This is a genomic window from Bradyrhizobium genomosp. III, from assembly GCF_000261705.1.
Lineage (GTDB): Bacteria > Pseudomonadota > Alphaproteobacteria > Rhizobiales > Xanthobacteraceae > Bradyrhizobium > Bradyrhizobium ottawaense.
Window position 1 is genome coordinate 1 of record NZ_AJQF01000020.1, and the last position, 22,183, is coordinate 22,183.

Consider the following 22,183-nt stretch of genomic DNA (forward strand, 5'->3'; position numbering starts at 1 on the left):
GCAGCCCTACGCCGCCTTGCCCTTCGCGTCCTGAATGGCCCGCCACACGCGCTCCGGGGTCAGCGGCATGTCGATGTGCTTGATGCCGTGGTCTGAGAGCGCATCGAGCACCGCGTTCACCACCGTCGACAGGCTGCCGGCGCAGCCGGCTTCGCCGCAGCCCTTGCTGCCGAGCGGATTGGTCGTGGCCGGCACCGGATGATCGCCCACCGTCATGTTGGGAACGTCCTCGGCGCGCGGCAGGGCGTAGTCCATCAGCGAGCCCGTGATCGGCTGGCCGCTCTCGTCGTAGCGGATGTGCTCCATCAGCGCCTGCCCGATGCCCTGGACCACGCCGCCATGGAGCTGGCCTGCGACCAGCAGCGGGTTGATCACCGTGCCGAAATCGTTGACGGCGCTGTAGCGCACGATCTGCACCACGCCGGTTTCCGGATCGATCTCGACCTCGGCGACATGACAGCCGTTCGGGAACGCCGAGGCGATCGGTTCGCTGGTATGATCGACGTCGAGGCTGTCGGGCACGCCCTCCGGCGTCTTGCCGTCATGCAGCTTCCTGGCGAGCTCCATGATGTCGATGCTGCGATCGGTGCCGGCGATGGTGAAGCTGCCGCCTTCGAATTCGATGTCGGCTTCGGACGCTTCGAGCATATGCGCCGCTGCGCGCTTGCCTTTCTCGATGACGAGCTTTGCTGCTCCCACGATGGCCTGGCCGGTTGCCGTGATCGAGCGCGAGCCGCCGGTGCCGTTGCCGGTATGGACGATGTCGCTGTCGCCCTGCACCAGCTTGACGCTCTCGAAGGGAACACCGAGCTGCTCGCTCAGCACCTGCGCGAATGGCGTGGCATGGCCCTGGCCGTAATCGAGCGTGCCGGTGATGAGCTGCACGGTGCCGTCAGCGTCGAACACGATCTTTCCCAGCTCGGGGCTCGGCGGCGCCGTGACCTCGAGATAGGATCCGACGGCGATGCCGCGCAGCTTGCCGGCCTTCCTGCTCTCCTTCTTGCGCTTGGCGAAATTCTCGTGGTCGGAGATTTCGAGCGCCTTGTTGAACACGGCCTGGAAGTCGCCGCTGTCATAGGTGACGCCGGAGGACGCCGCGAACGGCATCTGGTTCTGCTTGATGAAATTGCGCTTGCGCAAGGTCAGCCGGTTGATGCCCATCTCGTCGGCAGCGCGATCGATCAGCCGCTCCATGTAGTAGTTCGCCTCGGGCCGGCCGGCGCCGCGATAGGCGCCCATCAGCGTGGTGTTGGTCAGCACCACCTTGATGTCGACTGCCATCAACGGCGTGCGGTAGACGCTGGAAAAATTCTTGCCGGTATTGAGCGAGAGCGGCCCCGGCGCGACGCCGGTGATGTAGGCGCCGAGATTGCCGTAGCCGGACAGCTTGGCCGCGAGGAAATGCCCTTCGGCGTCGAGCGCCAGCTCGGCATGGATCTTCTGGGCGCGGCCGTGGCTGTCGGAGAGGAAGGCGGTCGAGCGCTCGTCGAGCCACTTCACCGGCTTTCCCAATTCCTTCGCCGCATACAGGATGCACATGTACTCGGGATAGTTGATGTTCTTCATGCCGAAGGAGCCGCCGACATTGGCGGTGAGGATGCGCACTTTCTCGTTCGGCACCTTCAGGTTCTTGGCGAGGTTGGCGCGGTTGCCGGCGACGCCCTGCGTCGGCACCTGAAGCGTGTAGCGCTCGGTCTTTTTGTCGTAGGAGGCAAGGCCGACGCGCGGCTCCATCGAGACCACGGCGACACGGGTGTTTTCGATGTCCATCCTGGTGACATGGGCGGCGTTGGCGAAGGCCGCGTTGACCTTCTCCATGTCGCCATAGTGGTAGTCGAGCGCCACGTTACCAGGAATGTGCTCATAGAGCTGCGGCGCGCCGGGCTTGGCCGCGTCCTCGGGATCCGTCACGGCTGGCAGCGGCTCGATATCGAGCTCGACCGCCTCAGCCGCATCGCGCGCCTGCGCCAGTGTCTCGGCAACCACGAAGGCGACGGGATCGCCGACGAAGCGGACCTTGTCGGTCGCCAGCGGCTGGCGGTTGGTCTGGAGCAAAGGCGAGCCGTCGCGGCTCTTCAGCGGCAGGCCGCAGGTGAAGGGGCCATAGCCGGCGGCATCGAGATCCCTGCCTGTCCACACGCCGAGCACGCCCGGCATCGCCTTGGCGGCGTCGATGCCGATGCCGCGGATGATTCCATGGGCGCGGGTGGAACGGACGACCACGGCATAGGCCTGGCCGGGCAGGTTGAAATCGTCGGTATAGCGGCCCTTGCCGCGCACCAGCGTGTCGTCCTCCTTGCGGCGGACCGGTTGCCCGACGCCATATTTTTGCAGTGCAATAGCGTTTTCGAGCGTGGACGATTTGGTGTGTTCTTGCATGGAATTGACCTGAAAAGCCGGCATTTGCGCATTTTCGCGGCAGCGGGGCACCGGACTCCATTGAGATAACCCACCACCCCGTTCACGACAACGCACGAATGGGCATGGTCCCATGTGATGCGTTGTTGCGCAGGCCGGCTGCGCTGCTAATGTTTCAGGCGAAAAATCAATTCCAGACCGGCCCGACCGGCCGCGGAAAGACAGTTTGTATGAATGACCACACGCGGCTCCGCGACGGCCATGCGCCGCACGGTGAGCTGGAGGGGTCGATGGCGGCGGTGGCGTTGGCCACCGAACCGGCTGTCGGCGCGCAGGCGTCGGGAACCGGCGTCTATGCGGCGCTGGACCTCGGCACCAACAATTGCAGGCTGCTGATCGCCTGTCCGACCCAGGACGGCTTTCGCGTCGTCGATTCCTTCTCGCGCATTATCCGGCTCGGGGAGGGGGTCTCGTCGACGGGGTGCATCAGCGACGCCGCGATCGAGCGTGCCATTGCCGCGCTCAGCATCTGCCGCGACAAGATCAATTTGCGCAAAGCGCGCCGGTTGCGGCTGATCGCGACCGAAGCCTGCCGCGCCGCCTCGAATGCGGAGGGGTTCCGCAGCCGCGTCGCGGCCGAGACCGGCATCGAGCTCGAAGTGATCGACCGCGAGACCGAGGCCGCGCTCGCCGTGCTCGGCTGCTCGCCGCTGGTCGACCCCAGGGGCCGCGGCGCGATCCTGTTCGACATCGGCGGCGGCTCGACCGAGCTGGTGCGGATCGAGCGCGATCCGCAAAATCCGGAGCCGCGGATCAAGGCCTGGATGTCGATCCCCTACGGTGTGGTCACGCTCGCCGAGCAATTCGGCGGCCGCGACGTGACGCCGGAGATCTACGCCGCGATGGAGCAGGAGGTGGCGAACCACGTCGCGCCGTTCGCCGAAGTCCACGGCGGCGATCTCGCCGACATGCACCTGCTCGGCACCTCGGGCACGGTGACGACGCTCGCCGGCATCCATCTCAACCTCGCGCGCTATGACCGCCGCCGCATCGACAGCATCTGGATGAACGATTCCGACATCACCGCGACCATCAACAAGCTGCTCGGCATGAGCTACGAGGAGCGCGCCGGCAACAGTTGCATCAGCGTCGAGCGCGCCGATCTCGTGCTCGCCGGCTGCGCCATCCTCGATGCGATCCGCCGCGCCTTTCCGCTGCCGCGCCTGCGCGTCGCCGACCGTGGCCTGCGCGAGGGCATGCTGGTCGAGATGATGCGCGAGGACGGCGCGCTCAGGAGCTGGTGAGATGGCCAAGGACACCACCGGCCGCTTGCACGTCCAAGTCAAGACCAAGGTCAAGACCGGCGGCAAGCGCAAATTGTCGTCGAAGCTGTGGCTGGAGCGGCAGCTCAACGATCCCTATGTCGTGAAGGCCAAGGCGGCGGGCTACCGCTCGCGCGCCGCGTTCAAGCTTCTGGAGATCGACGACAAATTCCGGCTCTTGAAACCCGGCATGGCCGTCGTCGACCTCGGCGCGGCGCCCGGCGGCTGGAGCCAGATCGCGGCCAAGCGCGTCGGCTCGGTGGAAGGCAGGGGCAAGGTCGTTGCCATCGATCTGTTGGAAATGCCGGAGATCCCCGGCGTGGATTTCGCGCAGCTCGACTTCATGGCCAACGAAGCGCCTGAGAAGCTGACCGCGATGCTGGGCGGCGGCGCCGATTTCGTGATGTCCGATATGGCCGCCAACACCACCGGCCACCGCAAGACCGACCAGCTCCGTATCGTCGGCCTGGTCGAGACCGCCGCGGCGTTTGCGTGCGACGTGCTCAAGCCCGGCGGCGCGTTCCTGGCCAAGACGTTCCAGAGCGGCGCCGATGCCGATCTGCTCGCCCAGCTCAAGCGCGATTTTGCGACGGTGCGTCACGTGAAGCCCGCGGCGAGCCGGCAGGATTCCTCGGAACGCTACGTGCTGGCGACGGGATTTCGGGGCGGGGCTGCCTGAGCCAATCTCCGCTGTCGTCCCGGACAAGCGGAGCTCCCGACAACGCGTAGCGTTGTCTGGAGCGAAGCGCCGATCCGGGACCCATAGCCACAGGGAGAAGTTTGGCGAAGACTCGGAGTGGCAGACTCGCGCAACGTCTCCTCCCTGTGGTTATGGGTCCCTGCGTTCGCAGGGACGACACCGAGTGTGAGGCGCCCGCTCGCTCAACTCACCCCAACCTTTGATCCCGCACGTCCTGCGTATCCTCGGACGCCGCCTTGACCGCCGCCTTTTCTGCACCCTTGCCGGCACCCTTGCGACTGGCGATCTCCACGGCCTTGCGGCCGGAGATCTCGTGGCCGGCATCGACGGGCATCTGCCAGAAGAACCAGCTCGACGCCGCCGAGGTCAGCGCGACCACGAGGAAGGCGGGGGCGAACACGGTGGCGTCGATTTCGCTGACATGGTTGAACCACATCGTCGTTTCCACGCAGGCCGCGCCGACGGCGACGCCGGCGGAGACCGCGAGCTGCTGGTTGACGCTGACGAGGGTGGTGGCGCGGCTCATCTGCGCAGTCTCGACGTCGGCATAGGCGACCGTGTTGATCGCGGTGAACTCGAGCGAGCGGAAGAAGCCGCCGACCACCAGGATGACCATGATGATGAGCAGCGGCGTCGTCACTGTGAACAGCGCGCAGACGGCGAGGAAGAAGGCGCTGACGATCGCGTTCACCGTCATCAGATTGCGGAAGCCGAAGGTGCGGATGATGCGCGCCGCCAGCGTCTTCATGCCCATGGCGCCGAGCGAAGAGGCGAAGGTGACGAGACCCGAATGGAACGGCGACAGACCGAAGCCGATCTGCATCAAGAGCGGCAGCAGGAACGGCAGCGCGCCGATGCCGAGCCGGAACAGGAAGCCGCCGAACACGGCGGCGCGCAGCGTCGGCAGCTTCAGGAGCGAGAAGTCGAGCACCGGCGAGCCGGTGCGCCGGGCGTGAATGACGTAGAGTGTCATCGAGATCGCGCCGCCCGCGATCAGCGCGGCGACGGTGCTCCACGGCAGCAGGTTGAGACCAGCAACGGACAGGCCGAAGGCGATGCCGGCGAGGCCGATGCCTGCGAGCACCATGCCGTAGAGGTCGAACGGCTCGCGCTCCTCGCTCTTGATCGGGTCGATGAAGCGCAGCGCCATGAAGATGCCGAGCAGCCCGATCGGGATGTTGATCAGGAAGATCCAGTGCCAGGACGCGTAGGTCGTGATGAAGCCGCCGAGCGGCGGCCCGATCACGGGACCGATCAGGGCAGGGACCGTCACCCAGGCCATGGCGTTGACCAGCGCGCTCTTGTCGACCGAGCGCAACAGCACCAGGCGCCCGACCGGCGTCATCATCGCCCCGCCCATGCCTTGCAGGACGCGCGCGAACACGAAATCGGTGACCGAGGAGGAGAGCGCGCAGCCGACCGATCCGACCATGAACACGCCGACGGCGATCGCGAACACCATCCGCGCGCCGAAGCGGTCGGCGGTCCAGCCGCTCGCCGGGATGAACACCGCCAGCGACAGCAGATAGGACGTGATCGCGAGTTTCAGCGTCAGCGGGCTGGTGCCGATGTCGGCTGCGATCGCCGGCAGCGAAGTGGCGATCACCGTCGAGTCCATGTTCTCCATGAAAAGCGCGGTGGCCACGATCAGCGGAATGACGCGTTGCTTGTCGACCATGACGGATTGGTAATGAAAATCGGAAGGAAGGGTGGAATTGCGGCTTATCACCGCCGCCGGCCCCCGACCATTGCGGATCGACGCATAGCACCTAGATCCCGCGTAACAACGGTGTGACCTCTCTCCAGGGTTGCGTGTCGCGCTCCTTCGTCATTCCGGGGCGCGCCACTTGGCGCGAGCCCGGAATCCATTGGGCCGCAGGGACCGCTGCGGGATGGATTCCGGGCTCGCGACGTCGTCGCGCCCCGGAATGACGAGAAGGGGCTGCCCCCGGCTATCCACGCTGAACTGGCCAAAAAAGCCTGTGCATGGCTGGCCGGCGGTCCGAATTGCTTTGATTCGTCACGCGACCGTGCTATCGACCCGCGTCAACCCCACCGATGGGCTCCGATTCTCAAGGCGATGCCGCAAGGTACGCCGAGGGCGGCGCTCATCCATAGCTATTTGCGGCAGGGCCGCGGAAGGAGTTGGCACATGGCCACGGTGCAACAAGGCATTCGCGAAGCCTTTACGTTCGACGACGTGCTGCTGAAGCCGGGCCTGTCGGACGTCATGCCGGGCGAGGTCGACATCCGCTCCCGCGTCACCCGCGCCATACCGCTCAACATCCCGATCATGGCCTCCGCCATGGACACCGTTACCGAAGCCCGCATGGCGATCGCGATGGCGCAGGCCGGCGGCCTCGGCGTCATCCACCGCAATTTCGATCCCGAAGGGCAGGCCGCGCAGGTGCGGCAGGTCAAGCGCTACGAGTCCGGCATGGTGGTGAACCCGCTCACCATCAGCCCCGAGGCCTCGCTCGAGGACGCGCTCAAGCTGATGAGCGATCACGGCATCTCCGGCATTCCCGTCGTCACCGGCGCCGGCAAGTCCACGCCGGGCAAGCTGGTCGGCATCCTCACCAACCGCGACGTGCGCTTTGCCACCGACCGCCGGCAAAAAGTCTCCGAGCTGATGACGCATGAAGGTCTCGTCACGGTGCGCGAGAGTGTCAGCCAGGACGAGGCGCGGCGGATGCTGCACCAGCATCGCATCGAGAAGCTGCTCGTCGTCGACGAGCAATATCGCTGCGTCGGCCTCATCACCGTCAAGGACATGGAGAAGGCGGTCGCCCATCCGCTCGCCTGCAAGGATGCCCAGGGGCGCCTGCGCGTTGCCGCCGCCACCACCGTCGGCGACACCGGCTTCGAGCGCACCGAGCGGCTGATCGATGCCGGCGTCGACCTCGTCGTCGTCGACACCGCGCACGGCCATTCCCGTCATGTGCTGCATGCCGTGAACCGCATCAAGCGTCTCTCCAACTCCGTGCAGGTCGTTGCCGGCAACGTTGCTACCACCGAGGGCACGCAGGCCCTGATCGATGCTGGCGCCGACTGCATCAAGGTCGGCATCGGCCCGGGCTCGATCTGCACCACGCGCATCGTCGCCGGCGTCGGCGTTCCCCAGCTCACCGCGATCATGGATGCGGTGGAAGCGGCGAAGAAGGCCGACATTCCCGTCATCGCCGACGGCGGCATCAAGTTCTCCGGCGACCTCGCCAAGGCGCTCGCCGCGGGGGCCGACATCGCGATGGTCGGCTCGCTATTGGCCGGTACCGACGAGACGCCCGGTGAAGTGTTTTTGTGGCAGGGCCGTTCCTACAAGGCCTATCGCGGCATGGGCTCGGTCGGCGCGATGGCGCGCGGATCTGCCGATCGCTACTTCCAGCAGGACATCAAGGACACGCTCAAGCTCGTGCCTGAAGGCATCGAGGGCCAGGTGCCCTACAAGGGCCCGGTCGGCAACGTCATGCACCAGCTTGCCGGTGGCCTGCGCGCCGCGATGGGCTATGTCGGCGCAAAGGACATGAAGGACCTGCACGACAAGGCTCAGTTCGTCCGCATCACCGGCGCCGGCCTGCGCGAAAGCCACGTCCACGACGTCACCATCACGCGCGAGAGCCCGAACTATCCGGGCGGGGGTTAGTTACTCCGCTCTCGTGCCCCGGACGCAGCGCAGCACCTCTTCGGTGATGCGCTGCAGAGCCGGGGCCCATGTCTCGGCATTTTGCCGTGTCGCTTTCTGGGTCCCGGCTCTGCGCAGCAACGCTGCGCGTCCGGGACACGAGAGCTGCGCGTGAAACGCCATCACGCGTCACCGCTTTTGTATTGACGCAGCTACCTCCCTCCGCTTCCGTTCACGTCGAAAGACAATCAGGAGGAAGCCATCATGTCCCAAGCCAAGCGCATCGTTCTCGCCGCGCGTCCCGTCGGTGAGCCCAAGCCGTCTGATTTCCGTATCGAGGAATTCGCTGTCCCGGCGCCTGCGGCAGGCGAAGTCCTGCTGCGCACGATCTGGCTCTCGCTCGATCCTTATATGCGCGGGCGCATGAGTGATGGTCCGTCCTATGCTGCGCCGGTGCCGGTCGGCGGCGTGATGGAAGGCGAGGCGGTGAGCGAGGTCGCGGCCTCCAACAATCCGGATTTCGCCAAGGGCGACATCGTCCGTGCACGGACCGGCTGGCAGACGCATGCGATCTCGAACGGCAAGGGCCTGATCAAGGTCGATCCGAAGCTCGGTCCGATCTCGACCTCGATCGGCGTGCTCGGCATGCCCGGCATGACTGCGTATACGGGCCTGCTCGACATCGGCAAGCCGCAAGCAGGCGAGACCGTCGTGGTCGCGGGTGCCTCCGGTGCGGTCGGCTCGGCGGTGGGGCAGATCGCGAAGATCAAGGGCGCACGCGCGGTCGGCATTGCCGGCGGCAAGGACAAGTGCGCCTACGTGGTGAAGGAGCTCGGCTTCGATGCCTGCATCGATCACCGCGATCCCGAATTGGCCGCCAAGCTGAAGGAGGCCTGTCCGAAAGGTATCGACGTCTATTTCGAGAATGTCGGCGGCGCCGTGTTCGAGGCGGTGTTCCCCCTGCTCAATCCGTTCGCGCGTGTGCCGGTGTGCGGCCTGATCGCGCACTACAACGACACCGAAGCCAAGGCGCCGAAATGGGCCGCATCGATGATGCGAGCGACGCTGACGAAGCGGCTGACCTTCCGCGGCTTCATTGTCTCCGACTTCGCCTCGCGCCATGGCGACTTCCTGCGCGACATGTCCTCTTGGGTCCGCGACGGCAAGGTCAAGTACAAGGAGTTCGTCACCGAGGGCCTGGAAAGCGCGCCTGGCGCCTTCATGGGCCTCTTGAAGGGCGCTAATTTCGGCAAGCAGCTGGTCCGGGTCGGGCCGGACAAGGCCTAGCGCGACAGGGACTGGGACTCCCGTGGCTCGGGAGCCACATGCCGCCCCGGGATAGTTAAGAAAGAGTCACCAAATGGTCACACCTGCCCGCAAAAGCCGCAGGTGTGACCGGCTGTTCATTGACGGGATCGCGAAGGCATTGAATCATCGGGCATATTTTAGGTGCTGCGATGTTAGAGATCAGTGTTTTCTGCGTTATCCTGCTTGCTGCCGGCTATTGGCTGGCCATGTTCGTCATGGGCCGCCACGACGACGTCATCCATGGCAAGTTCGTCCATGTCGACGAGGAGGGCGATCTGACGCGCCCCTCGATGCCGGCACCGCCCCCGCCATTCCCAAAGCGCCCGGTCAAGGCCGTGCAGCCAGCCAGGCAGCCGCCTGCCAATGATCTCGCGGCCAAGCCGGTGAACAGCGAGGCGCTGCAATCCTTGCTCGCTGCGATCCAGCAGGACCTCAAGAGCGTCGCCTGAGCGGATCAGCGCGCCTTAATGCTCGCCGCCCATCTGGACGAGCAACTCCTCGATGTCGACATCGACCTGGCCCGCGGCCCTGACGTGGCGGACCTCGAAACCGTCGGGCCGGAAGCGGTATTCGACCAGCCCGACTTCCTTGATCGCGATCCGGTCCTGGCGCTGATCGTTGATGACGAAGCCGGCCGACGGCGCCCAGACATGGCGGGTGTGGCGCCAGGTGAAGTCGCGCCGCTGGTGCACGTGGCCGCTGGCGATGAGGCGCAGGTCGATCGTCCCGAGCATCTCGATCAGCCGTGCCCGTGCCGGCTGCGGCACGTAGCGGATCGCGGTCTCCGGCGTCTCGGGATCGTCGGGCAGGTTGAGAAACACCGGCTTGTGAAGGAACAGTGCGACCGGCCTGCCGTTCGTGCGCGCGATCTGTTGCGACAGCCAGTCGAACTGCTCGACCTCGAAGGCGAGCCCGGAATTCATCACCAGCGAGTTGAGGCCGATGAAGCGCCAGCCGGCGGCCTCGAATGACCAATGGTCTTCGCCGATGAGGTCGCAGAATTGCCGGCGATGCGCTTCCGTGACCGGCGGCTTCGGCCCCGGGCCAACCGCGGTCGGATTGTCGCCGATGTCGTGATTGCCGGGGAGGTAACGGCAGGCGACGGGCAGGGCCTCGTGCAGGTCTTTTGCGAAGACGACATCGTCGCGGCCGGTCGGCCCGTCGAAGGCGACGTCGCCGGTGTTGATGACGAGATCGGGCCGGTTGCCGTCGATATGTTCGCTGATCGCCTGGAAGTTGGCGATCAGGCCGGGGAAGCGCCGGCCGAGATGGGTGTCGGAAATCTGCGTCAGGCGAAATTCGGACATGCGATCACCGTACCCGTGCTTGCGCGTCGGAACGATGACGGCGCGGGCATGGATCGCAACGAACAAAGTTTAAAGCACGCGGTAGCGGATCGTGTAGGCGTCCTGCGGCGCGACGGTGTCGGCGAGCGGCGAGGCGATGCGGTCGGCGAGGTGCCAGGGACCGAACTCTTGGGAGCGATGCGGCTCGGCGGGCAGACGGAGGCGGAACTCGAAAATGCCCTTGCCCGGCAGGTTCACGACCAGCACGCGGTCCGCGGTGCGGTGGTTGAGCGCGACCGCGCCGCGCAGCAGCGCACGGCCATCCGAGAGGTCGCGCACGCCCTCGACCAGCGCCAGTGTCTGGTTGCGGTCGGTATGCAGCTCGATCTGGCTGTCGGTCACCGCCGTCAGCATCGCCCGGGGCATGCGGATTTCGAACTCGACGGCGGGCTTGGACGGATTGAGACCGAGATAGGCGAGCGCGGCGTGGCGCATGTCGTAGGCGGCAAAGGCGAACAGGGCAGTGGCGGCCAGAGTGGCGAGGCCATGCCTGATGACGTCGCGCCGGGTTCGGTAGCTCAGGCGAAAGTAGACCGTCATCGCCAGCGCGACCGCAAGCGCCATCGCGATACCTGAGAGGGCCGACATCAGGATACCGAGCTGGCCGTCGGCGGATTCGGTCCAGAGGCTGGACAGGGTGGTCATGGCGCCATCTCGCCTCTATCTCGCCTTGGGCTCCCGAAAAGGAGCCGAAATCGCTTTAACTATCGGTGGTTGGTCGCAAGACCGGGAACGCCGGTTCAACTGGTTGATTGTCAGGACGAGGAGCGGCGGCTAATGACGGTTCGCGGCGTTCCGCCTTACGGGAAAGTTCCGATGTCCGTCCAAATGGTCCTGCTCCCTGTCTTCGTGCAGGTCGGCCTTACCTTCGCGCTTCTGATCGGCATGGTGTTCGCGCGCCGCAAGACGCTGGTCTCCGGCGAGACCAGCATCCGCGACATTGCACTCGGCGAGCCGAACTGGCCGAAGGGCGCCACACAGATCGCCAATTGCTACCGCAACCAGTTCGAGCTGCCGGTCCTGCTCTACGTCCTGATCGCGCTGGCGCTGCCCTTGCGCCATGCCGATCTCTTCATCGTGCTGATGTCCTGGGTGTTCGTGGTGACGCGCTTTGCCCATGCCGGCGTGTTCGTCTCCTCGAACGATCTCGGACGGCGCTCCACGGTCTGGCTCGCCGGCGTCCTCGTGCTGCTGGCGATGTGGATCTACTTCGCACTGAAAATGCTCTTGTTGATCTGACTCTTGCGAGTCCGATTTCATCTGAAAGATTCAAATGACTCCCGCTGCCCGGCTGTCCGCAGCCATCGAACTGATCGACACCATCGAGAAGGACCGCGTGCCCGCGGCCAAGGCGCTGAAGGAGTGGGGCACCGCGCACCGCTTTGCCGGCTCGGGCGACCGCGCCGCCATTGCCGGCCTGGTCTGGGACGTGCTGCGCCGCTACGCCTCGAGCGCGTTCCTGATGGAGTCCGGTACCGCGCGTGCCAGGTTGATCGGCATGCTCCGGCTCGAGCGCGACATGGACACGGCCACGATGGGCGCCTTGTTCGACGGCAGCCGCTTTGCGCCGGCGCCGCTGACCGAGGCCGAGCAGGCGGCGCTCAGCCAGCGGTCCCTGAAGGACGCGCCGGCCGCGATCGCCGGCGACTATCCCGAATGGCTGGATCCGCACCTGGCAAAAGTGTTCGGCGAGGACCGTGCCGCGGAGGCGGCCGCGATGGCGAGCCGGGCACCGCTCGACCTGCGCGTCAACACGCTAAAATCCAACCGCGACAAGGCGCTGCAGTCGCTTGCTCATCTTCATGCGAAACCGACGCCTTGGTCGGCAACGGGCCTGCGCATCGCGCTTTCGGCCGATGCACGCAACCCCGGGATCCAGGCCGAGGAGGATTTCATCAAGGGCGCCATTGAAGTGCAAGATGAGGGATCGCAGCTGGCCGCCCAATTCACCGCGGCAAAGCCCGGCGAGCAGGTGATCGACCTCTGCGCCGGCGCCGGCGGCAAGACCCTGGCGCTCGCCGCTCTGATGCAGGGCAAGGGCCGGCTGATCGCGACCGACAGCGACAAGCGCCAGCTCGCGCCGATCCACGAGCGCCTCTCGCGCGCCGGGGTCCATAATGCCGATGTCCGCACGCCCAAGGGCGAGGCCGATCCGTTGGCCGACATCCGCGCCTCTGCCGACCTCGTCGTGATCGACGCGCCCTGCACGGGAACCGGAACCTGGCGCCGCAACCCCGATGCCAAATGGCGCATGCGCCCGGGCGCGCTGGAGATTCGCCTGCGCGACCAGGCCGAGGTGCTGGAGCGCGCGGTGCCGCTGGTGAAGGCTGGCGGCCGCATTGCCTACATCACCTGCTCGGTGCTTTCGGAAGAGAACGGCGAGCAGGTGAGGGCATTCGTCGCGCGCCATCCCGAGTTCGCGGCCGTGCCGCCCGAGCAGACCGCGAGCGTGCTGTGGGACAAGGCGGAGGCGTTTGGGGAGGCCGCGCTGCAGTCGCCCGAGGGCTGGCTGATGACGCCGCGGCGGACCGGGACGGACGGGTTCTTCGTGTCGGTGTTGAAGAAGGTGGGCTGACAATACTCCGCCGTCATTCCGGGGCGCCCGCAGGGCGAGCCCGGAATCCATCGCGCGGCAGTCTCCGCGGTCCAATGGATTCCGGGCTCTCGCTTCGCGAGCCCCGGAATGACGGGAGCCAAAAACAAAAACCCCGCGCACCGGATCCCGGTCGCGGGGTTTTCTAACTTGACGTTCTGCCGGTACGTCCGTGGTCAGAACGCTGCGTAGGCGTTAGCCGACGCGGAGATTGTCAGCCGAGGACTTGCCGCTGCGACGATCGGCGACGATGTCGAACGAGACCTTCTGACCCTCGTTGAGGGAGGAGAGGCCGGCGCGCTCGACGGCGCTGATGTGCACGAACACGTCCTTCTGGCCGTCGTCCGGCTGGATGAAACCATAACCCTTTTGGGTGTTGAACCACTTCACGGTGCCCATAGCCATGGGAATTTCCTTTAGTTAGTTAGATTGAGTACGCACGCGGACCGGTACGCAGCATTGCGCCCATAGTCCCTGATGAGTCGATGTTTGGAGAATTCATCTGAAGCGTGCGCGCCCGTCAGCAACGAAGCGAAGCGGCCCAGTCGTTCGGCCAAGTATCGATGATCACAATATAGCGAGAATTTGGGGCCAGTTCAAGGCACCACCCGTGGCTCGGCACGTCGCGCGACTTTGCTATTTTGCGGTGCAAATTAACCGCCCGGCGGATCTCAGTCCACGATGAAAAGGGTCGCTCCGGTCGCGGTCGAGGACCGGTGCGCGGCGTCGCCGTAGTCCGAGACCTGGTAGCTCATCCCGGCCGTGAGCTTGAATTTGCGCCCGTCGCGCAGCTCGCTGTCGAGCTCGCCCTTGAGCACGTAGAGCACGTGGCCGCGATCGCACCAATGGTCGGCCAAATAGCCCGGCGAATACTCGACCATCCGCACCCGGAGGTCGCCGATGTTGAGCGTGCGCCAAATGGCCTCGCCATGCTCGCCGGGGTGTGTGGTCGGGCTGACCTTGCTCCAGTCGGTGACGGTGAACGGGGAGGTGGGAAGCTTCATGAGGGAGGTCCTGAATTGGGGGCGATGCTGCTTGGCTCGCTATTAGCAACAAACTTCGTCATTGCGAGGAGCCCTTGCGACGAAGCAATCCAGGAATGTATCCGCGGAAAGATTCTGGATTGCTTCGCTGCGCTCGCAATTTACGGGGATAGACTAGTGCACCAAATGGTTCGCCGAGCCCTGCACGATCAGCCCCGCATCATTCACCCGCAAATATTCGCAGATCTTCTTGCCGCGCTCGTTCGCGTAGAACACCACGACGCTATCGGGGCTGACGAACAGCTCGATCAGCGAAAAATGCAGCTCCGGCAGCAGCCCAAGCGCCTTGCCCCAATACGCCCGCAAGGCGTCCTTGCCGCGCAACGTTCCGCTGGCATCGAACCCCAGGGCCGGAATGCGGTCCGAGGTCATCACGGCGGCCTCGTCATAGAGCGCGAGCACGCGTTCGAGATCGCGCGCGTTCCAGGCCTCGACCCAGGTCCGGCCGAACTCGGCAAGCGTTGACGGCTGATGATCCTGCGGCATGGCGTTCTCCCTGATCGGCCCTGTCTGAAGAGCGGGGCATATTAGGTCAATGATACTTACCTATATCCACCTTGTCCATGCCCAAAGAAGGATGTGGGCGCGCGGCCCGCGCGGTTGCGGGAAAAGCCCCCGTCGCGTATCTGCTGGCCATGACAGCAGCACAGAACGACCGCTCCGCGTCGACGCCCTCGGTGGCCTCGGCGCACGACAAGATTCTCATCGTCGACTTCGGCAGCCAGGTGACGCAGCTGATCGCGCGTCGCGTGCGCGAGGACGGCGTCTATTGCGAGATCGTCCCGTTCAACAAGGCCGAAGCCGCCTTCAACGAGATGAAGCCAAAGGCGGTGATCCTCTCGGGCGGTCCTGAATCGGTGCACGAGGCCGGCTCGCCCCGCGCCCCGCAAGCGATCTTCGATTCCGGCGTGCCCGTGATGGGCATCTGCTACGGCCAGATGACCATGGCGGCCCAGCTCGGGGGCGAGGTCGAGGGTGGCCATCACCGCGAATTCGGCCGCGCCGACGTCGAGGTGAAGGCGCCGAGCAAGCTGTTCGAGGACGTCTGGTCGTCGGGCGGCAAGAACCAGGTCTGGATGAGCCATGGCGACCGCATCACCAAGATGCCGCCGGGCTTCTCCGTTGCCGGCACCTCGCCGAACGCGCCGTTCGCGATCATCCAGGACGAGACGCGCAAATATTACGGCCTGATGTTCCACCCCGAAGTGGTGCACACGCCCGACGGCGCGAAACTGATCCGCAACTTCGTGCGCAAGATCGCAGGGCTCACCGGCGACTGGACCATGCGCGCCTTCCGCGAGGAGGAGATCGCAAAAATCCGCGCCCAGGTCGGCAAGGGCAAGGTGATCTGCGGCCTCTCCGGCGGCGTCGATTCCGCCGTGGCGGCCGTGCTGATCCACGAAGCCATCGGCGAGCAGCTGACGTGCGTGTTCGTCGATCACGGCCTGCTCCGCCTCGACGAGGCCAAGACCGTGGTCGACCTGTTCCGCCACCACTACAACATCCCGCTCGTGCACGTGGATGCGTCCAAGCAGTTCCTCGGCGAGCTCGAAGGCGTCACCGATCCCGAAACCAAGCGCAAGACCATCGGCCGCCTCTTCATCGAGGTGTTCGAGCAGGAGGCCAAGAAGATCGGCGGCGCCGACTTCCTGGCGCAAGGCACGCTCTACCCCGACGTGATCGAGAGCGTCTCCTTCACCGGCGGCCCCTCGGTGACGATCAAGTCGCACCACAATGTCGGCGGCCTGCCCGAGCGCATGAACATGAAGCTCGTCGAGCCGCTGCGCGAGCTGTTCAAGGACGAGGTGCGCAAGCTCGGCCGCGAACTCGGCCTGCCCGAGATCTTCGTCGGCCGCCATCCGTTCCCGGGCCCGGGCCTTGCCATCCGCTGCCCTGGCGACATTACCCGCGACAAGCTCGACATCCTGCGCAAGGCGGACGCCGTCTACATCGACCAGATCCGCAAGCACGGTCTCTACGACGAGATCTGGCAGGCCTTCGCCGTGCTGCTCCCCGTGAAGACGGTGGGCGTCATGGGCGACGGCCGCACCTACGACTACGTCGTGGGCCTGCGCGCCGTCACCTCAACCGACGGCATGACCGCGGACTTCTACCAGTTCGACATGAAGTTCCTGGGCGAGACCGCCACGCGCATCATCAACGAGGTGAAGGGCGTGAATAGGGTGGTTTACGACGTGACCAGCAAGCCGCCTGGGACGATTGAGTGGGAGTAGGGGGTGCCTATTCAATCTCAAGCGCTTCGGGGAGGCGGCGTCGCTTAGATCATGGGATTTGGGGTATTCATCCATCGATCGGACTCGATCTACGATGACAGCCCCGCTGAACAATATCAATTTCCCAGCCAGTATCTTCGCCGCGTTGAAGCCTGCGTCGGTGATTGGATAATCTACTACGAACCGAGCAAGGTCGCTGAGACGCGGGGCTACTTTGCGATTGCGCGGGTTCAGCAGGTTGTTCCCGACACAGGTACTTCGGGAATGTATTTGGCTATGATCGAACCCGGAAGTTACCTCGATTTCGCCAATCCGGTCCCCTTCAACGGGCCAACTGGTCCCGTAGAGCGCGGCGTCCTGAATGAGCAGGGACGAATTTCAGGACGCGCTCAGTCTGCAGTCCGTCCAATCTCCCCCGGCGACTTCAACAGAATATGTGAACTTGGTTTGGCGGAGAATGCGCCGCTGTTGCCGCGACGCGATGACGATGTCCGTCCACTCGACCTTAACGAGGAGGCGGTGCCGTTCAGATTCGAACAGCAGCGCGAGCGTATTAGCGTGACGGTATCTAGGATTTTGCGCGATCGAGTCTTCCGTCGCGTCGTGCTTCGCGCCTACGATGAGCGTTGTGCCATCACCGGGCTAAAGCTTATCAATGGAATGGGGCGTGCCGAGGTCGCAGCCGCTCACATACGACCGGTCGAGGCGCGTGGACCTGACATCATTAGCAATGGCATCGCACTTTGTGGTACCGCGCATTGGATGTTCGATCGCGGCCTCATTAGCCTGGCGGACGATTTGAAGATATTGATCTCGCGCCAGACAAACGATCCGGACGGCGCGCGATCAATCATCAATAAGACGGGGCACGCACTTGCGCCGCGGCGAATATCAGATCGCCCACACCCGCACTTCCTGAAATGGCATCGCGAACATTGCTTCAAGCAATAGGGAAAGCGAGCGAGGTCAACGCGTAGGATGGGCACTTACCGCGGCGCCAACCCCGCGCCGTTTTGAAGCGCCAGCAGCCCGACACAGAAGATCGCGGCGCCGACCAACAGCACCACCGGGACCAGGTACGGCGACGAGACGATTTCGAGCACCGGAAATGCCTTGTCCGAAACAAACCGCCTGTAGGCTACCCATGTGGTTGCGACGAGGGGCGTCAGGGCGACGATGATGTAGAGAGCTCCGAGGATCCAGCCGAAGGCCGTCAGGTCCTTGGATCGGGTGGCCTCTCCTGCAAAGCCAAGCGCGGCAATTGAGATGAAGGCACTCAGCGCGCTGACGACAAGCTCGGCAGCCACGACGACGATCGAGACAGTTACATTCATTCCTGGATTCCGTTTGAGAATGAGACGTTCTTGAGGGGGCGTCCGTGATTCATCCTGTGCGTGCAGCCTCGTAGCATCGGTACTGAGGTAACGCCAGCGCAAGCGCGCCCTGGCCTCGTCAGCGCCGGTTGAAGTCCTTGAGGTCGAGGATGAAGCGCGCGACGTCAGGCGCGCTCAAAGTGTGCGGCGGAACCCATCGTGCTCGATGGCGAGGTGACGGTCGCATGCCGTAATATAAGTATTGACTTATATAAGCCTATGCCGATATTCCTTCCCGAAATCAAAGGGAGATCCGGGATGGAGATCGACGTTGCCAGGGTGTTGGGGCTTGTCACGCGTTCGGTGCGCAATTTTGAGAAGGACGGGAAGGCGGCCAGTGCGGTCACCTTGACGCGGCTCTACGACACCAGCGTCGACGATCTCTGGGATGCGGTGACGAGCAGGGAACGCATCCCGCGCTGGTTTCTGCCGGTCGAGGGAGATCTCCAGCTCGGCGGAAGATATCAGCTCAAGGGCAATGCGGGCGGCACCATCACGGCCTGTGCGCCGCCAACTCATTTTGCGGCGACGTGGGAATTTGCAGGCGCGGTGAGCTGGATCGACGTCACGCTGGCGGCAGAACGGAGCCAGGCGCGCTTGACGCTCGAGCACAGCGCGATCATCGAGGATCATTGGAATCAGTTCGGTCCGGGTGCGGTCGGCATCGGTTGGGACCTCGCCATTGCCGGGCTCGAGCGATACGTTGCGACGGGGGCATCGGTCGACCACGAGACGGCCGAGGCGTGGATGGGCTCGCCCGAGGGCAAGGAATTCATGACCGGGAGCGGTGAGTATTGGCGCGCAGCGCATGTCGCGAGCGGGGTGGATGCGGCCTCGGCGAAGCAGCGCTCGGACCGTACCATTGCCTTCTATCGCGGCGAGATGCCGCCTGACATCGCGCACCCCGGCACAGGAAGCTGATGCACGTCTTCGAAGTCCTCGCCGATCCCGTGCGCCGACGCATCCTCGAACTGCTCACCCCGGGAGAGATGGCCTCCGGGGAAGTCGTCGAGGCGATCGGCGCCGAGTTCGGCATCACGCAAGCCGCCGTGTCGCAGCACCTGAAGGTGCTGCGCGAGAGCGGCTTTGCGACCGTTCGGGCGCAAGCGCAACGACGCCTCTACTCGGTCGACGTGGCCGGACTTCAGGCAGTGGATGCCTGGGTCGGTCGGTTCAGGACTTTCTGGGAGCCGAAGCTCGACGCGCTGGCGACGGAAATCGTGCGCGGCAAGCGGGAGCGGCGCAATGCGCCGCTGACCAAGCGGAGCGGCAAGAGGGCCTGAGAGCCGTGCCGGACCCGAAACGTCTCACTCATGCGCCTCCTGCCAATGTGGATAGGTGACGTAGGCCGTGACGGCGCCTTGCTCGTGCGAGCGGATAGTGACCTTCTCGCCCTTGGGCATGTAGATGATCTCGCCGGGGCCTGCCGTGACGGTGCCGGCTTCACTCGACACCGATAGCTTGCCCTCCAGCACGAGCATGACATCGTCCACGGCGAGCTTTTCATCGAGGCTCTGGTTCGGCGCATAGCGGCCGTATCCGATGGTGATCGGGCCGCCGTGGCGCCGGTCGATCACATTGCCTGCGAAAATATCTCCGTCCTGCCCGGGCGAGCGTTCGAACGACGCATCCGCCACGGCAAACTTGCGAACCTTCATGGGATCCTTCCGTTCCGCGCCTGAGTTGACAGGGTGAAACGGTAGACGCCTGACGCCGGTGTTTGTTCAACATCGCCGCGGGGCGGTTTGACGCAGCGCTCGCAGCGCCATCCATCAAGGGGTGCGATGTCCAGATTGTCGCACGCTGCGCATACGGGATCGGAGTCGCAACAATGCCACAGTCGCGACGAGACGACATTCTTTAGACCCATTCAATTTCGCTTCCTCGTTTCCGTGTGCCCATAAGTCCGCGTCTGATTTTTTGCTCACCGGGGATTGGAATGCTGAGTTTGAATGCCGTGAGGCATGGTTTTCTCGCGACCTGCAGTTTGTTCGTGTTGGATGCAGGACTTGACGGCAAGAGTTACGCTCAATCTCAGCTACCGCCAGTGACGGTCGATGCTCCAAAGCCGCAGCAGGCCCGCCGCGCGCAGTCCGCGCGGCCCGGTGCCGCAAGCGAGATGCGACGATCGGTGCGGCGGCCGAATCCGCGCAGGGAGGCGCAGATTGCTGCAGCAGCTCCGGTGTCGGCCACGACTCTTCAGAGTGCGATGGGTCCGGTCCAGGGCTTCGTCGCAACGCGCAGCGCCACCGGCACCAAGACGAATACGCCGCTGATCGAGACGCCGCAGTCCGTCTCGGTCGTGACGCAGGACCAGATCCGCGACACCGGCGCACGAACCGTCGGCGAGGCGTTGGCCTACACCGCCGGCGTGCAGACGCAGCCATACGGCTTCGACCCGCGTTATGATCAGTTTCTGATCCGGGGCTTTGCGGCCAACCAGTACGGCAATTATCGGGACGGCTTGCGGCAGGGCAACGGCTCGTTCGCCTATTTCCGCAACGAGCCCTATGGCGCCGAGCGCATCGAGGTGATGCGCGGTCCGTCGTCCGTGCTGTACGGTGCCAATGAAGCCGGTGGCATGGTGAACTATGTGAGCAAGATGCCGCTCGACAAGCGGCTCAACGAGGTTGGCCTCGATATCGGCAATTTCGATCGCTATCAGGGACGTTTCGACTTCAGCGGACCGAGCCTTGATAACGACAAGCTGCTCTATCGCTTCACCGGGCTGGTGCGCGACAGCGGCACGCAGATTCCCGGGACGTGGGACGACCGCGTGTTCTTCGCCCCGAGCGTGACCGCCAAGCTGAACGAGGATACGACGCTGACCGTGCTGGCCGAGTACGAGCGCAGCAAGACGTCGATGTGGCCGTATTACCTTCGCAACCCGGTGACCGGCGTGGTCACCAATATTCGTCTCGGCGATCCCGCATTCGACGCGCTCACGCAGTGGCAGGCCTCGGTCGGTTACAGGCTCGAGCATCGCTTCAACGAGGCATTGGCGTTCCGGCAGCATGTCCGGCTCGGACATGTGTCGTTCGAGGGCAACATGGTCGATGCGCTCGGTTTGTCGCCGGATGGCCGCACCCTCAATCGCTACGCGGCGACCTTCCGTGAGCGGCTGAACACGTTCAACGTCGACAACCAGATCGAGGCCAAGCTGGCCACCGGTCCGATCAAGCATACGGTCCTCGCGGGTGTTGATTATTTCCGGCAAAGCACGACGCTGGACTATTATGCCGGCTTGGCGCCGTCGCTCGATCTGACCAATCCGGTTTACGGCAGTTCGGCGCCGACGATGCCTCTGGGGCTCATGAGCACCAACAGCCAAACGCTCGGCCAGGTCGGGCTTTACGCACAAGACCAGATGGCGTGGGGCGGCTGGCGGCTGACCGTCGGCGGCCGGCAGGATTTTGCCGAGCTCTCGAACCGCAACGACCTGACGGGTGTGACGAGCAACAGCGAGCCAAGCAAGTTCACCGGCCGCGCCGGATTGTTGTATCTGTTCGAGTCGGGGCTTGCCCCCTATGTGAACTATGCGACATCGTTTCTGCCGCTAACCGGCACGACGGCACCCCAGCGCGGCGGTACACCATTCGCGCCAACGACGGGTGAATCGTTTGAAGCCGGTATCAAGTATCAGCCGCTTGGCTGGAACAGTTACTTCACCGCGACCTGGTTCAACCTCACCAAGGACAACGTGTTGACCATCGATCCGGCCTTTCCGACTTTTTCGGTGCAGACCGGTCAGGTTCGTTCGCGCGGCGCCGAGCTCGAGGCCGTGCTGTCGCTGGCCGAGGGTCTCAAAGGTGTCGCGTCCTACAGCTATACCGATGCCATCGTGACGCGCAGCAATGGCCTTGATCTCGGCAAGGTGCCGATCGGCGTGCCGTTGCAGCAGGCGGCGATCTTCCTCGATTACACCTGGCAGAATGGCCTGCTTGCAGGCTTTGGCGTCGGTGCCGGTGCGCGATGGATCGGGCAGACCTGGGCGGACGAGGTCAATACGATCAGGAATCCGGCCGTCACGGCGTTTGATGCGGGCGTGCATTACGACTATCGCGGCATGCGCTTGGGTCTGAATGCGCGCAATCTGTCGGATGAGCGCGTTCCGATCTGCAATGGTGGGACCTGCGCGTTCACGCAGGGACGGACCGTGCTGGGGAGCGCGACAGCGCGGTGGTGAGCAGGGCTGGCGCTGCCGCCGATCCGATCGGCGCGCAGGGACCCGGCGCAAACGTCGGATGTCCGTCACGTTCGGCCGTGATACGACATCCGCATCGC

General features: G+C 64.6%; 21 protein-coding genes. 12 read left to right on the top strand and 9 right to left on the bottom strand.

Annotated elements, in window-relative coordinates; all coding sequences use genetic code 11:
• Window positions 1-6: 6 nt before the first annotated feature.
• Window positions 7-2,379 (bottom strand): xanthine dehydrogenase family protein molybdopterin-binding subunit, encoded by a 2,373-nt coding sequence (locus IC66_RS0101615; RefSeq protein WP_038946446.1) that lies wholly within the window; start codon window positions 2,377-2,379, stop codon window positions 7-9.
• A 209-nt stretch (window positions 2,380-2,588) separates the two neighbouring features.
• On the opposite strand from IC66_RS0101615, the gene IC66_RS0101620 reads away from it, so the two are divergent.
• Entirely contained in the window at window positions 2,589-3,662 is a 1,074-nt protein-coding gene (locus tag IC66_RS0101620; protein WP_028145111.1) for a Ppx/GppA phosphatase family protein, read from the top strand.
• A gap of 1 nt (window position 3,663) precedes the next feature.
• The gene (locus IC66_RS0101625) at window positions 3,664-4,359 is read left to right on the top strand and encodes an RlmE family RNA methyltransferase (RefSeq protein WP_038946447.1); all 696 of its coding nucleotides are present in this window, start codon (window positions 3,664-3,666) and stop codon (window positions 4,357-4,359) included.
• 208 nt (window positions 4,360-4,567) lie between these two features.
• Here the strand turns inward: IC66_RS0101625 and IC66_RS0101630 are convergent, their stop codons facing one another.
• On the bottom strand, window positions 4,568-6,058 hold the full coding sequence (locus tag IC66_RS0101630; protein WP_028145109.1) for a DHA2 family efflux MFS transporter permease subunit: 1,491 nt from the start codon (window positions 6,056-6,058) through the stop codon (window positions 4,568-4,570).
• A 474-nt stretch (window positions 6,059-6,532) separates the two neighbouring features.
• On the opposite strand from IC66_RS0101630, the gene guaB reads away from it, so the two are divergent.
• The 3 genes from guaB (at window position 6,533) to IC66_RS0101645 (ending at window position 9,759) form a co-directional block, all read left to right on the top strand.
• Window positions 6,533-8,023, top strand: a complete 1,491-nt coding sequence (gene guaB, locus IC66_RS0101635) for an IMP dehydrogenase (protein WP_038946448.1) — start codon at window positions 6,533-6,535, stop codon at window positions 8,021-8,023.
• A 243-nt stretch (window positions 8,024-8,266) separates the two neighbouring features.
• Window positions 8,267-9,289 (top strand): NADP-dependent oxidoreductase, encoded by a 1,023-nt coding sequence (locus IC66_RS0101640; RefSeq protein WP_028145107.1) that lies wholly within the window; start codon window positions 8,267-8,269, stop codon window positions 9,287-9,289.
• 170 nt (window positions 9,290-9,459) lie between these two features.
• Window positions 9,460-9,759 carry a hypothetical protein gene (locus IC66_RS0101645; RefSeq protein ID WP_028145106.1) on the top strand — a complete coding sequence of 100 codons (300 nt, stop codon included), beginning with the start codon at window positions 9,460-9,462 and terminating at the stop codon, window positions 9,757-9,759.
• 15 nt (window positions 9,760-9,774) lie between these two features.
• Here the strand turns inward: IC66_RS0101645 and IC66_RS0101650 are convergent, their stop codons facing one another.
• Both IC66_RS0101650 and IC66_RS0101655 read right to left on the bottom strand, forming a co-directional pair.
• Complete coding sequence (locus IC66_RS0101650) at window positions 9,775-10,617, bottom strand: metallophosphoesterase family protein (protein WP_038946449.1); 843 nt, start codon at window positions 10,615-10,617, stop codon at window positions 9,775-9,777.
• Window positions 10,618-10,686: 69 nt separating this feature from the next.
• Window positions 10,687-11,301: a hypothetical protein gene (locus IC66_RS0101655; protein ID WP_038946450.1), complete on the bottom strand. Its 615-nt coding sequence runs from the start codon at window positions 11,299-11,301 to the stop codon at window positions 10,687-10,689.
• Window positions 11,302-11,472: 171 nt separating this feature from the next.
• Between IC66_RS0101655 and IC66_RS0101660 the strand changes: the two genes are divergently transcribed.
• Together IC66_RS0101660 and IC66_RS0101665 are read left to right on the top strand one after the other, a co-directional pair.
• On the top strand, window positions 11,473-11,895 hold the full coding sequence (locus tag IC66_RS0101660) for an MAPEG family protein (protein WP_038946451.1): 423 nt from the start codon (window positions 11,473-11,475) through the stop codon (window positions 11,893-11,895).
• Window positions 11,896-11,929: 34 nt separating this feature from the next.
• Window positions 11,930-13,231 (top strand): RsmB/NOP family class I SAM-dependent RNA methyltransferase, encoded by a 1,302-nt coding sequence (locus IC66_RS0101665; RefSeq protein WP_038946452.1) that lies wholly within the window; start codon window positions 11,930-11,932, stop codon window positions 13,229-13,231.
• A gap of 213 nt (window positions 13,232-13,444) precedes the next feature.
• Here the strand turns inward: IC66_RS0101665 and IC66_RS0101670 are convergent, their stop codons facing one another.
• The 3 genes from IC66_RS0101670 to IC66_RS0101680 all read right to left on the bottom strand — a co-directional run bounded on the left by IC66_RS0101670 (window position 13,445) and on the right by IC66_RS0101680 (window position 14,778).
• On the bottom strand, window positions 13,445-13,654 hold the full coding sequence (locus IC66_RS0101670) for a cold-shock protein (protein ID WP_008141931.1): 210 nt from the start codon (window positions 13,652-13,654) through the stop codon (window positions 13,445-13,447).
• Window positions 13,655-13,920: 266 nt separating this feature from the next.
• On the bottom strand, window positions 13,921-14,253 hold the full coding sequence (locus IC66_RS0101675) for a DHCW motif cupin fold protein (protein WP_028145101.1): 333 nt from the start codon (window positions 14,251-14,253) through the stop codon (window positions 13,921-13,923).
• A gap of 153 nt (window positions 14,254-14,406) precedes the next feature.
• On the bottom strand, window positions 14,407-14,778 hold the full coding sequence (locus IC66_RS0101680) for a nuclear transport factor 2 family protein (protein ID WP_038946453.1): 372 nt from the start codon (window positions 14,776-14,778) through the stop codon (window positions 14,407-14,409).
• Between the two features lie 149 nt (window positions 14,779-14,927).
• On the opposite strand from IC66_RS0101680, the gene guaA reads away from it, so the two are divergent.
• Both guaA and IC66_RS0101690 read left to right on the top strand, forming a co-directional pair.
• Window positions 14,928-16,526: a glutamine-hydrolyzing GMP synthase gene (guaA, locus tag IC66_RS0101685; RefSeq protein ID WP_028145099.1), complete on the top strand. Its 1,599-nt coding sequence runs from the start codon at window positions 14,928-14,930 to the stop codon at window positions 16,524-16,526.
• 51 nt (window positions 16,527-16,577) lie between these two features.
• Entirely contained in the window at window positions 16,578-17,477 is a 900-nt protein-coding gene (locus IC66_RS0101690; protein WP_038946454.1) for an HNH endonuclease, read from the top strand.
• A gap of 35 nt (window positions 17,478-17,512) precedes the next feature.
• On the opposite strand, the gene IC66_RS0101695 is transcribed toward IC66_RS0101690, so the two are convergent.
• On the bottom strand, window positions 17,513-17,833 hold the full coding sequence (locus tag IC66_RS0101695; RefSeq protein ID WP_244429071.1) for a hypothetical protein: 321 nt from the start codon (window positions 17,831-17,833) through the stop codon (window positions 17,513-17,515).
• Window positions 17,834-18,157: 324 nt separating this feature from the next.
• Here IC66_RS0101695 and IC66_RS0101700 point away from each other — a divergent pair, with 324 nt between their 5' ends.
• Complete coding sequence (locus IC66_RS0101700; protein ID WP_018317656.1) at window positions 18,158-18,820, top strand: SRPBCC family protein; 663 nt, start codon at window positions 18,158-18,160, stop codon at window positions 18,818-18,820.
• On the top strand, window positions 18,820-19,182 hold the full coding sequence (locus IC66_RS0101705) for an ArsR/SmtB family transcription factor (RefSeq protein ID WP_038946457.1): 363 nt from the start codon (window positions 18,820-18,822) through the stop codon (window positions 19,180-19,182). Before IC66_RS0101700 ends, IC66_RS0101705 begins: the two co-directional genes overlap by 1 nt.
• Window positions 19,183-19,206: 24 nt before the next feature.
• On the opposite strand, the gene IC66_RS0101710 is transcribed toward IC66_RS0101705, so the two are convergent.
• The gene (locus tag IC66_RS0101710) at window positions 19,207-19,557 is read right to left on the bottom strand and encodes an AraC family ligand binding domain-containing protein (RefSeq protein ID WP_028145095.1); all 351 of its coding nucleotides are present in this window, start codon (window positions 19,555-19,557) and stop codon (window positions 19,207-19,209) included.
• Window positions 19,558-19,946: 389 nt separating this feature from the next.
• Between IC66_RS0101710 and IC66_RS0101715 the strand changes: the two genes are divergently transcribed.
• On the top strand, window positions 19,947-22,085 hold the full coding sequence (locus IC66_RS0101715) for a TonB-dependent siderophore receptor (RefSeq protein ID WP_049801664.1): 2,139 nt from the start codon (window positions 19,947-19,949) through the stop codon (window positions 22,083-22,085).
• The last annotated feature ends 98 nt before the right edge of the window (window positions 22,086-22,183 follow it).

What these genes read in the sequence shown, in the direction of transcription:
- IC66_RS0101665 (WP_038946452.1), top strand. Translation starts at nt 11,930, where the DNA reads ATGACTCCCGCTGCCCGGCTGTCCGCAGCCATCGAACTGATCGACACC.
- IC66_RS0101710 (WP_028145095.1), bottom strand. Translation starts at nt 19,557, where the DNA reads ATGAAGGTTCGCAAGTTTGCCGTGGCGGATGCGTCGTTCGAACGCTCG.
- IC66_RS0101675 (WP_028145101.1), bottom strand. Translation starts at nt 14,253, where the DNA reads ATGAAGCTTCCCACCTCCCCGTTCACCGTCACCGACTGGAGCAAGGTC.
- IC66_RS0101670 (WP_008141931.1), bottom strand. Translation starts at nt 13,654, where the DNA reads ATGGCTATGGGCACCGTGAAGTGGTTCAACACCCAAAAGGGTTATGGT.
- IC66_RS0101645 (WP_028145106.1), top strand. Translation starts at nt 9,460, where the DNA reads ATGTTAGAGATCAGTGTTTTCTGCGTTATCCTGCTTGCTGCCGGCTAT.
- IC66_RS0101680 (WP_038946453.1), bottom strand. Translation starts at nt 14,778, where the DNA reads ATGCCGCAGGATCATCAGCCGTCAACGCTTGCCGAGTTCGGCCGGACC.
- guaB (WP_038946448.1), top strand. Translation starts at nt 6,533, where the DNA reads ATGGCCACGGTGCAACAAGGCATTCGCGAAGCCTTTACGTTCGACGAC.
- IC66_RS0101650 (WP_038946449.1), bottom strand. Translation starts at nt 10,617, where the DNA reads ATGTCCGAATTTCGCCTGACGCAGATTTCCGACACCCATCTCGGCCGG.
- IC66_RS0101625 (WP_038946447.1), top strand. Translation starts at nt 3,664, where the DNA reads ATGGCCAAGGACACCACCGGCCGCTTGCACGTCCAAGTCAAGACCAAG.
- guaA (WP_028145099.1), top strand. Translation starts at nt 14,928, where the DNA reads ATGACAGCAGCACAGAACGACCGCTCCGCGTCGACGCCCTCGGTGGCC.
- IC66_RS0101705 (WP_038946457.1), top strand. Translation starts at nt 18,820, where the DNA reads ATGCACGTCTTCGAAGTCCTCGCCGATCCCGTGCGCCGACGCATCCTC.
- IC66_RS0101640 (WP_028145107.1), top strand. Translation starts at nt 8,267, where the DNA reads ATGTCCCAAGCCAAGCGCATCGTTCTCGCCGCGCGTCCCGTCGGTGAG.
- IC66_RS0101630 (WP_028145109.1), bottom strand. Translation starts at nt 6,058, where the DNA reads ATGGTCGACAAGCAACGCGTCATTCCGCTGATCGTGGCCACCGCGCTT.
- IC66_RS0101655 (WP_038946450.1), bottom strand. Translation starts at nt 11,301, where the DNA reads ATGACCACCCTGTCCAGCCTCTGGACCGAATCCGCCGACGGCCAGCTC.
- IC66_RS0101660 (WP_038946451.1), top strand. Translation starts at nt 11,473, where the DNA reads ATGTCCGTCCAAATGGTCCTGCTCCCTGTCTTCGTGCAGGTCGGCCTT.
- IC66_RS0101690 (WP_038946454.1), top strand. Translation starts at nt 16,578, where the DNA reads ATGGGATTTGGGGTATTCATCCATCGATCGGACTCGATCTACGATGAC.
- IC66_RS0101620 (WP_028145111.1), top strand. Translation starts at nt 2,589, where the DNA reads ATGAATGACCACACGCGGCTCCGCGACGGCCATGCGCCGCACGGTGAG.
- IC66_RS0101615 (WP_038946446.1), bottom strand. Translation starts at nt 2,379, where the DNA reads ATGCAAGAACACACCAAATCGTCCACGCTCGAAAACGCTATTGCACTG.
- IC66_RS0101700 (WP_018317656.1), top strand. Translation starts at nt 18,158, where the DNA reads ATGGAGATCGACGTTGCCAGGGTGTTGGGGCTTGTCACGCGTTCGGTG.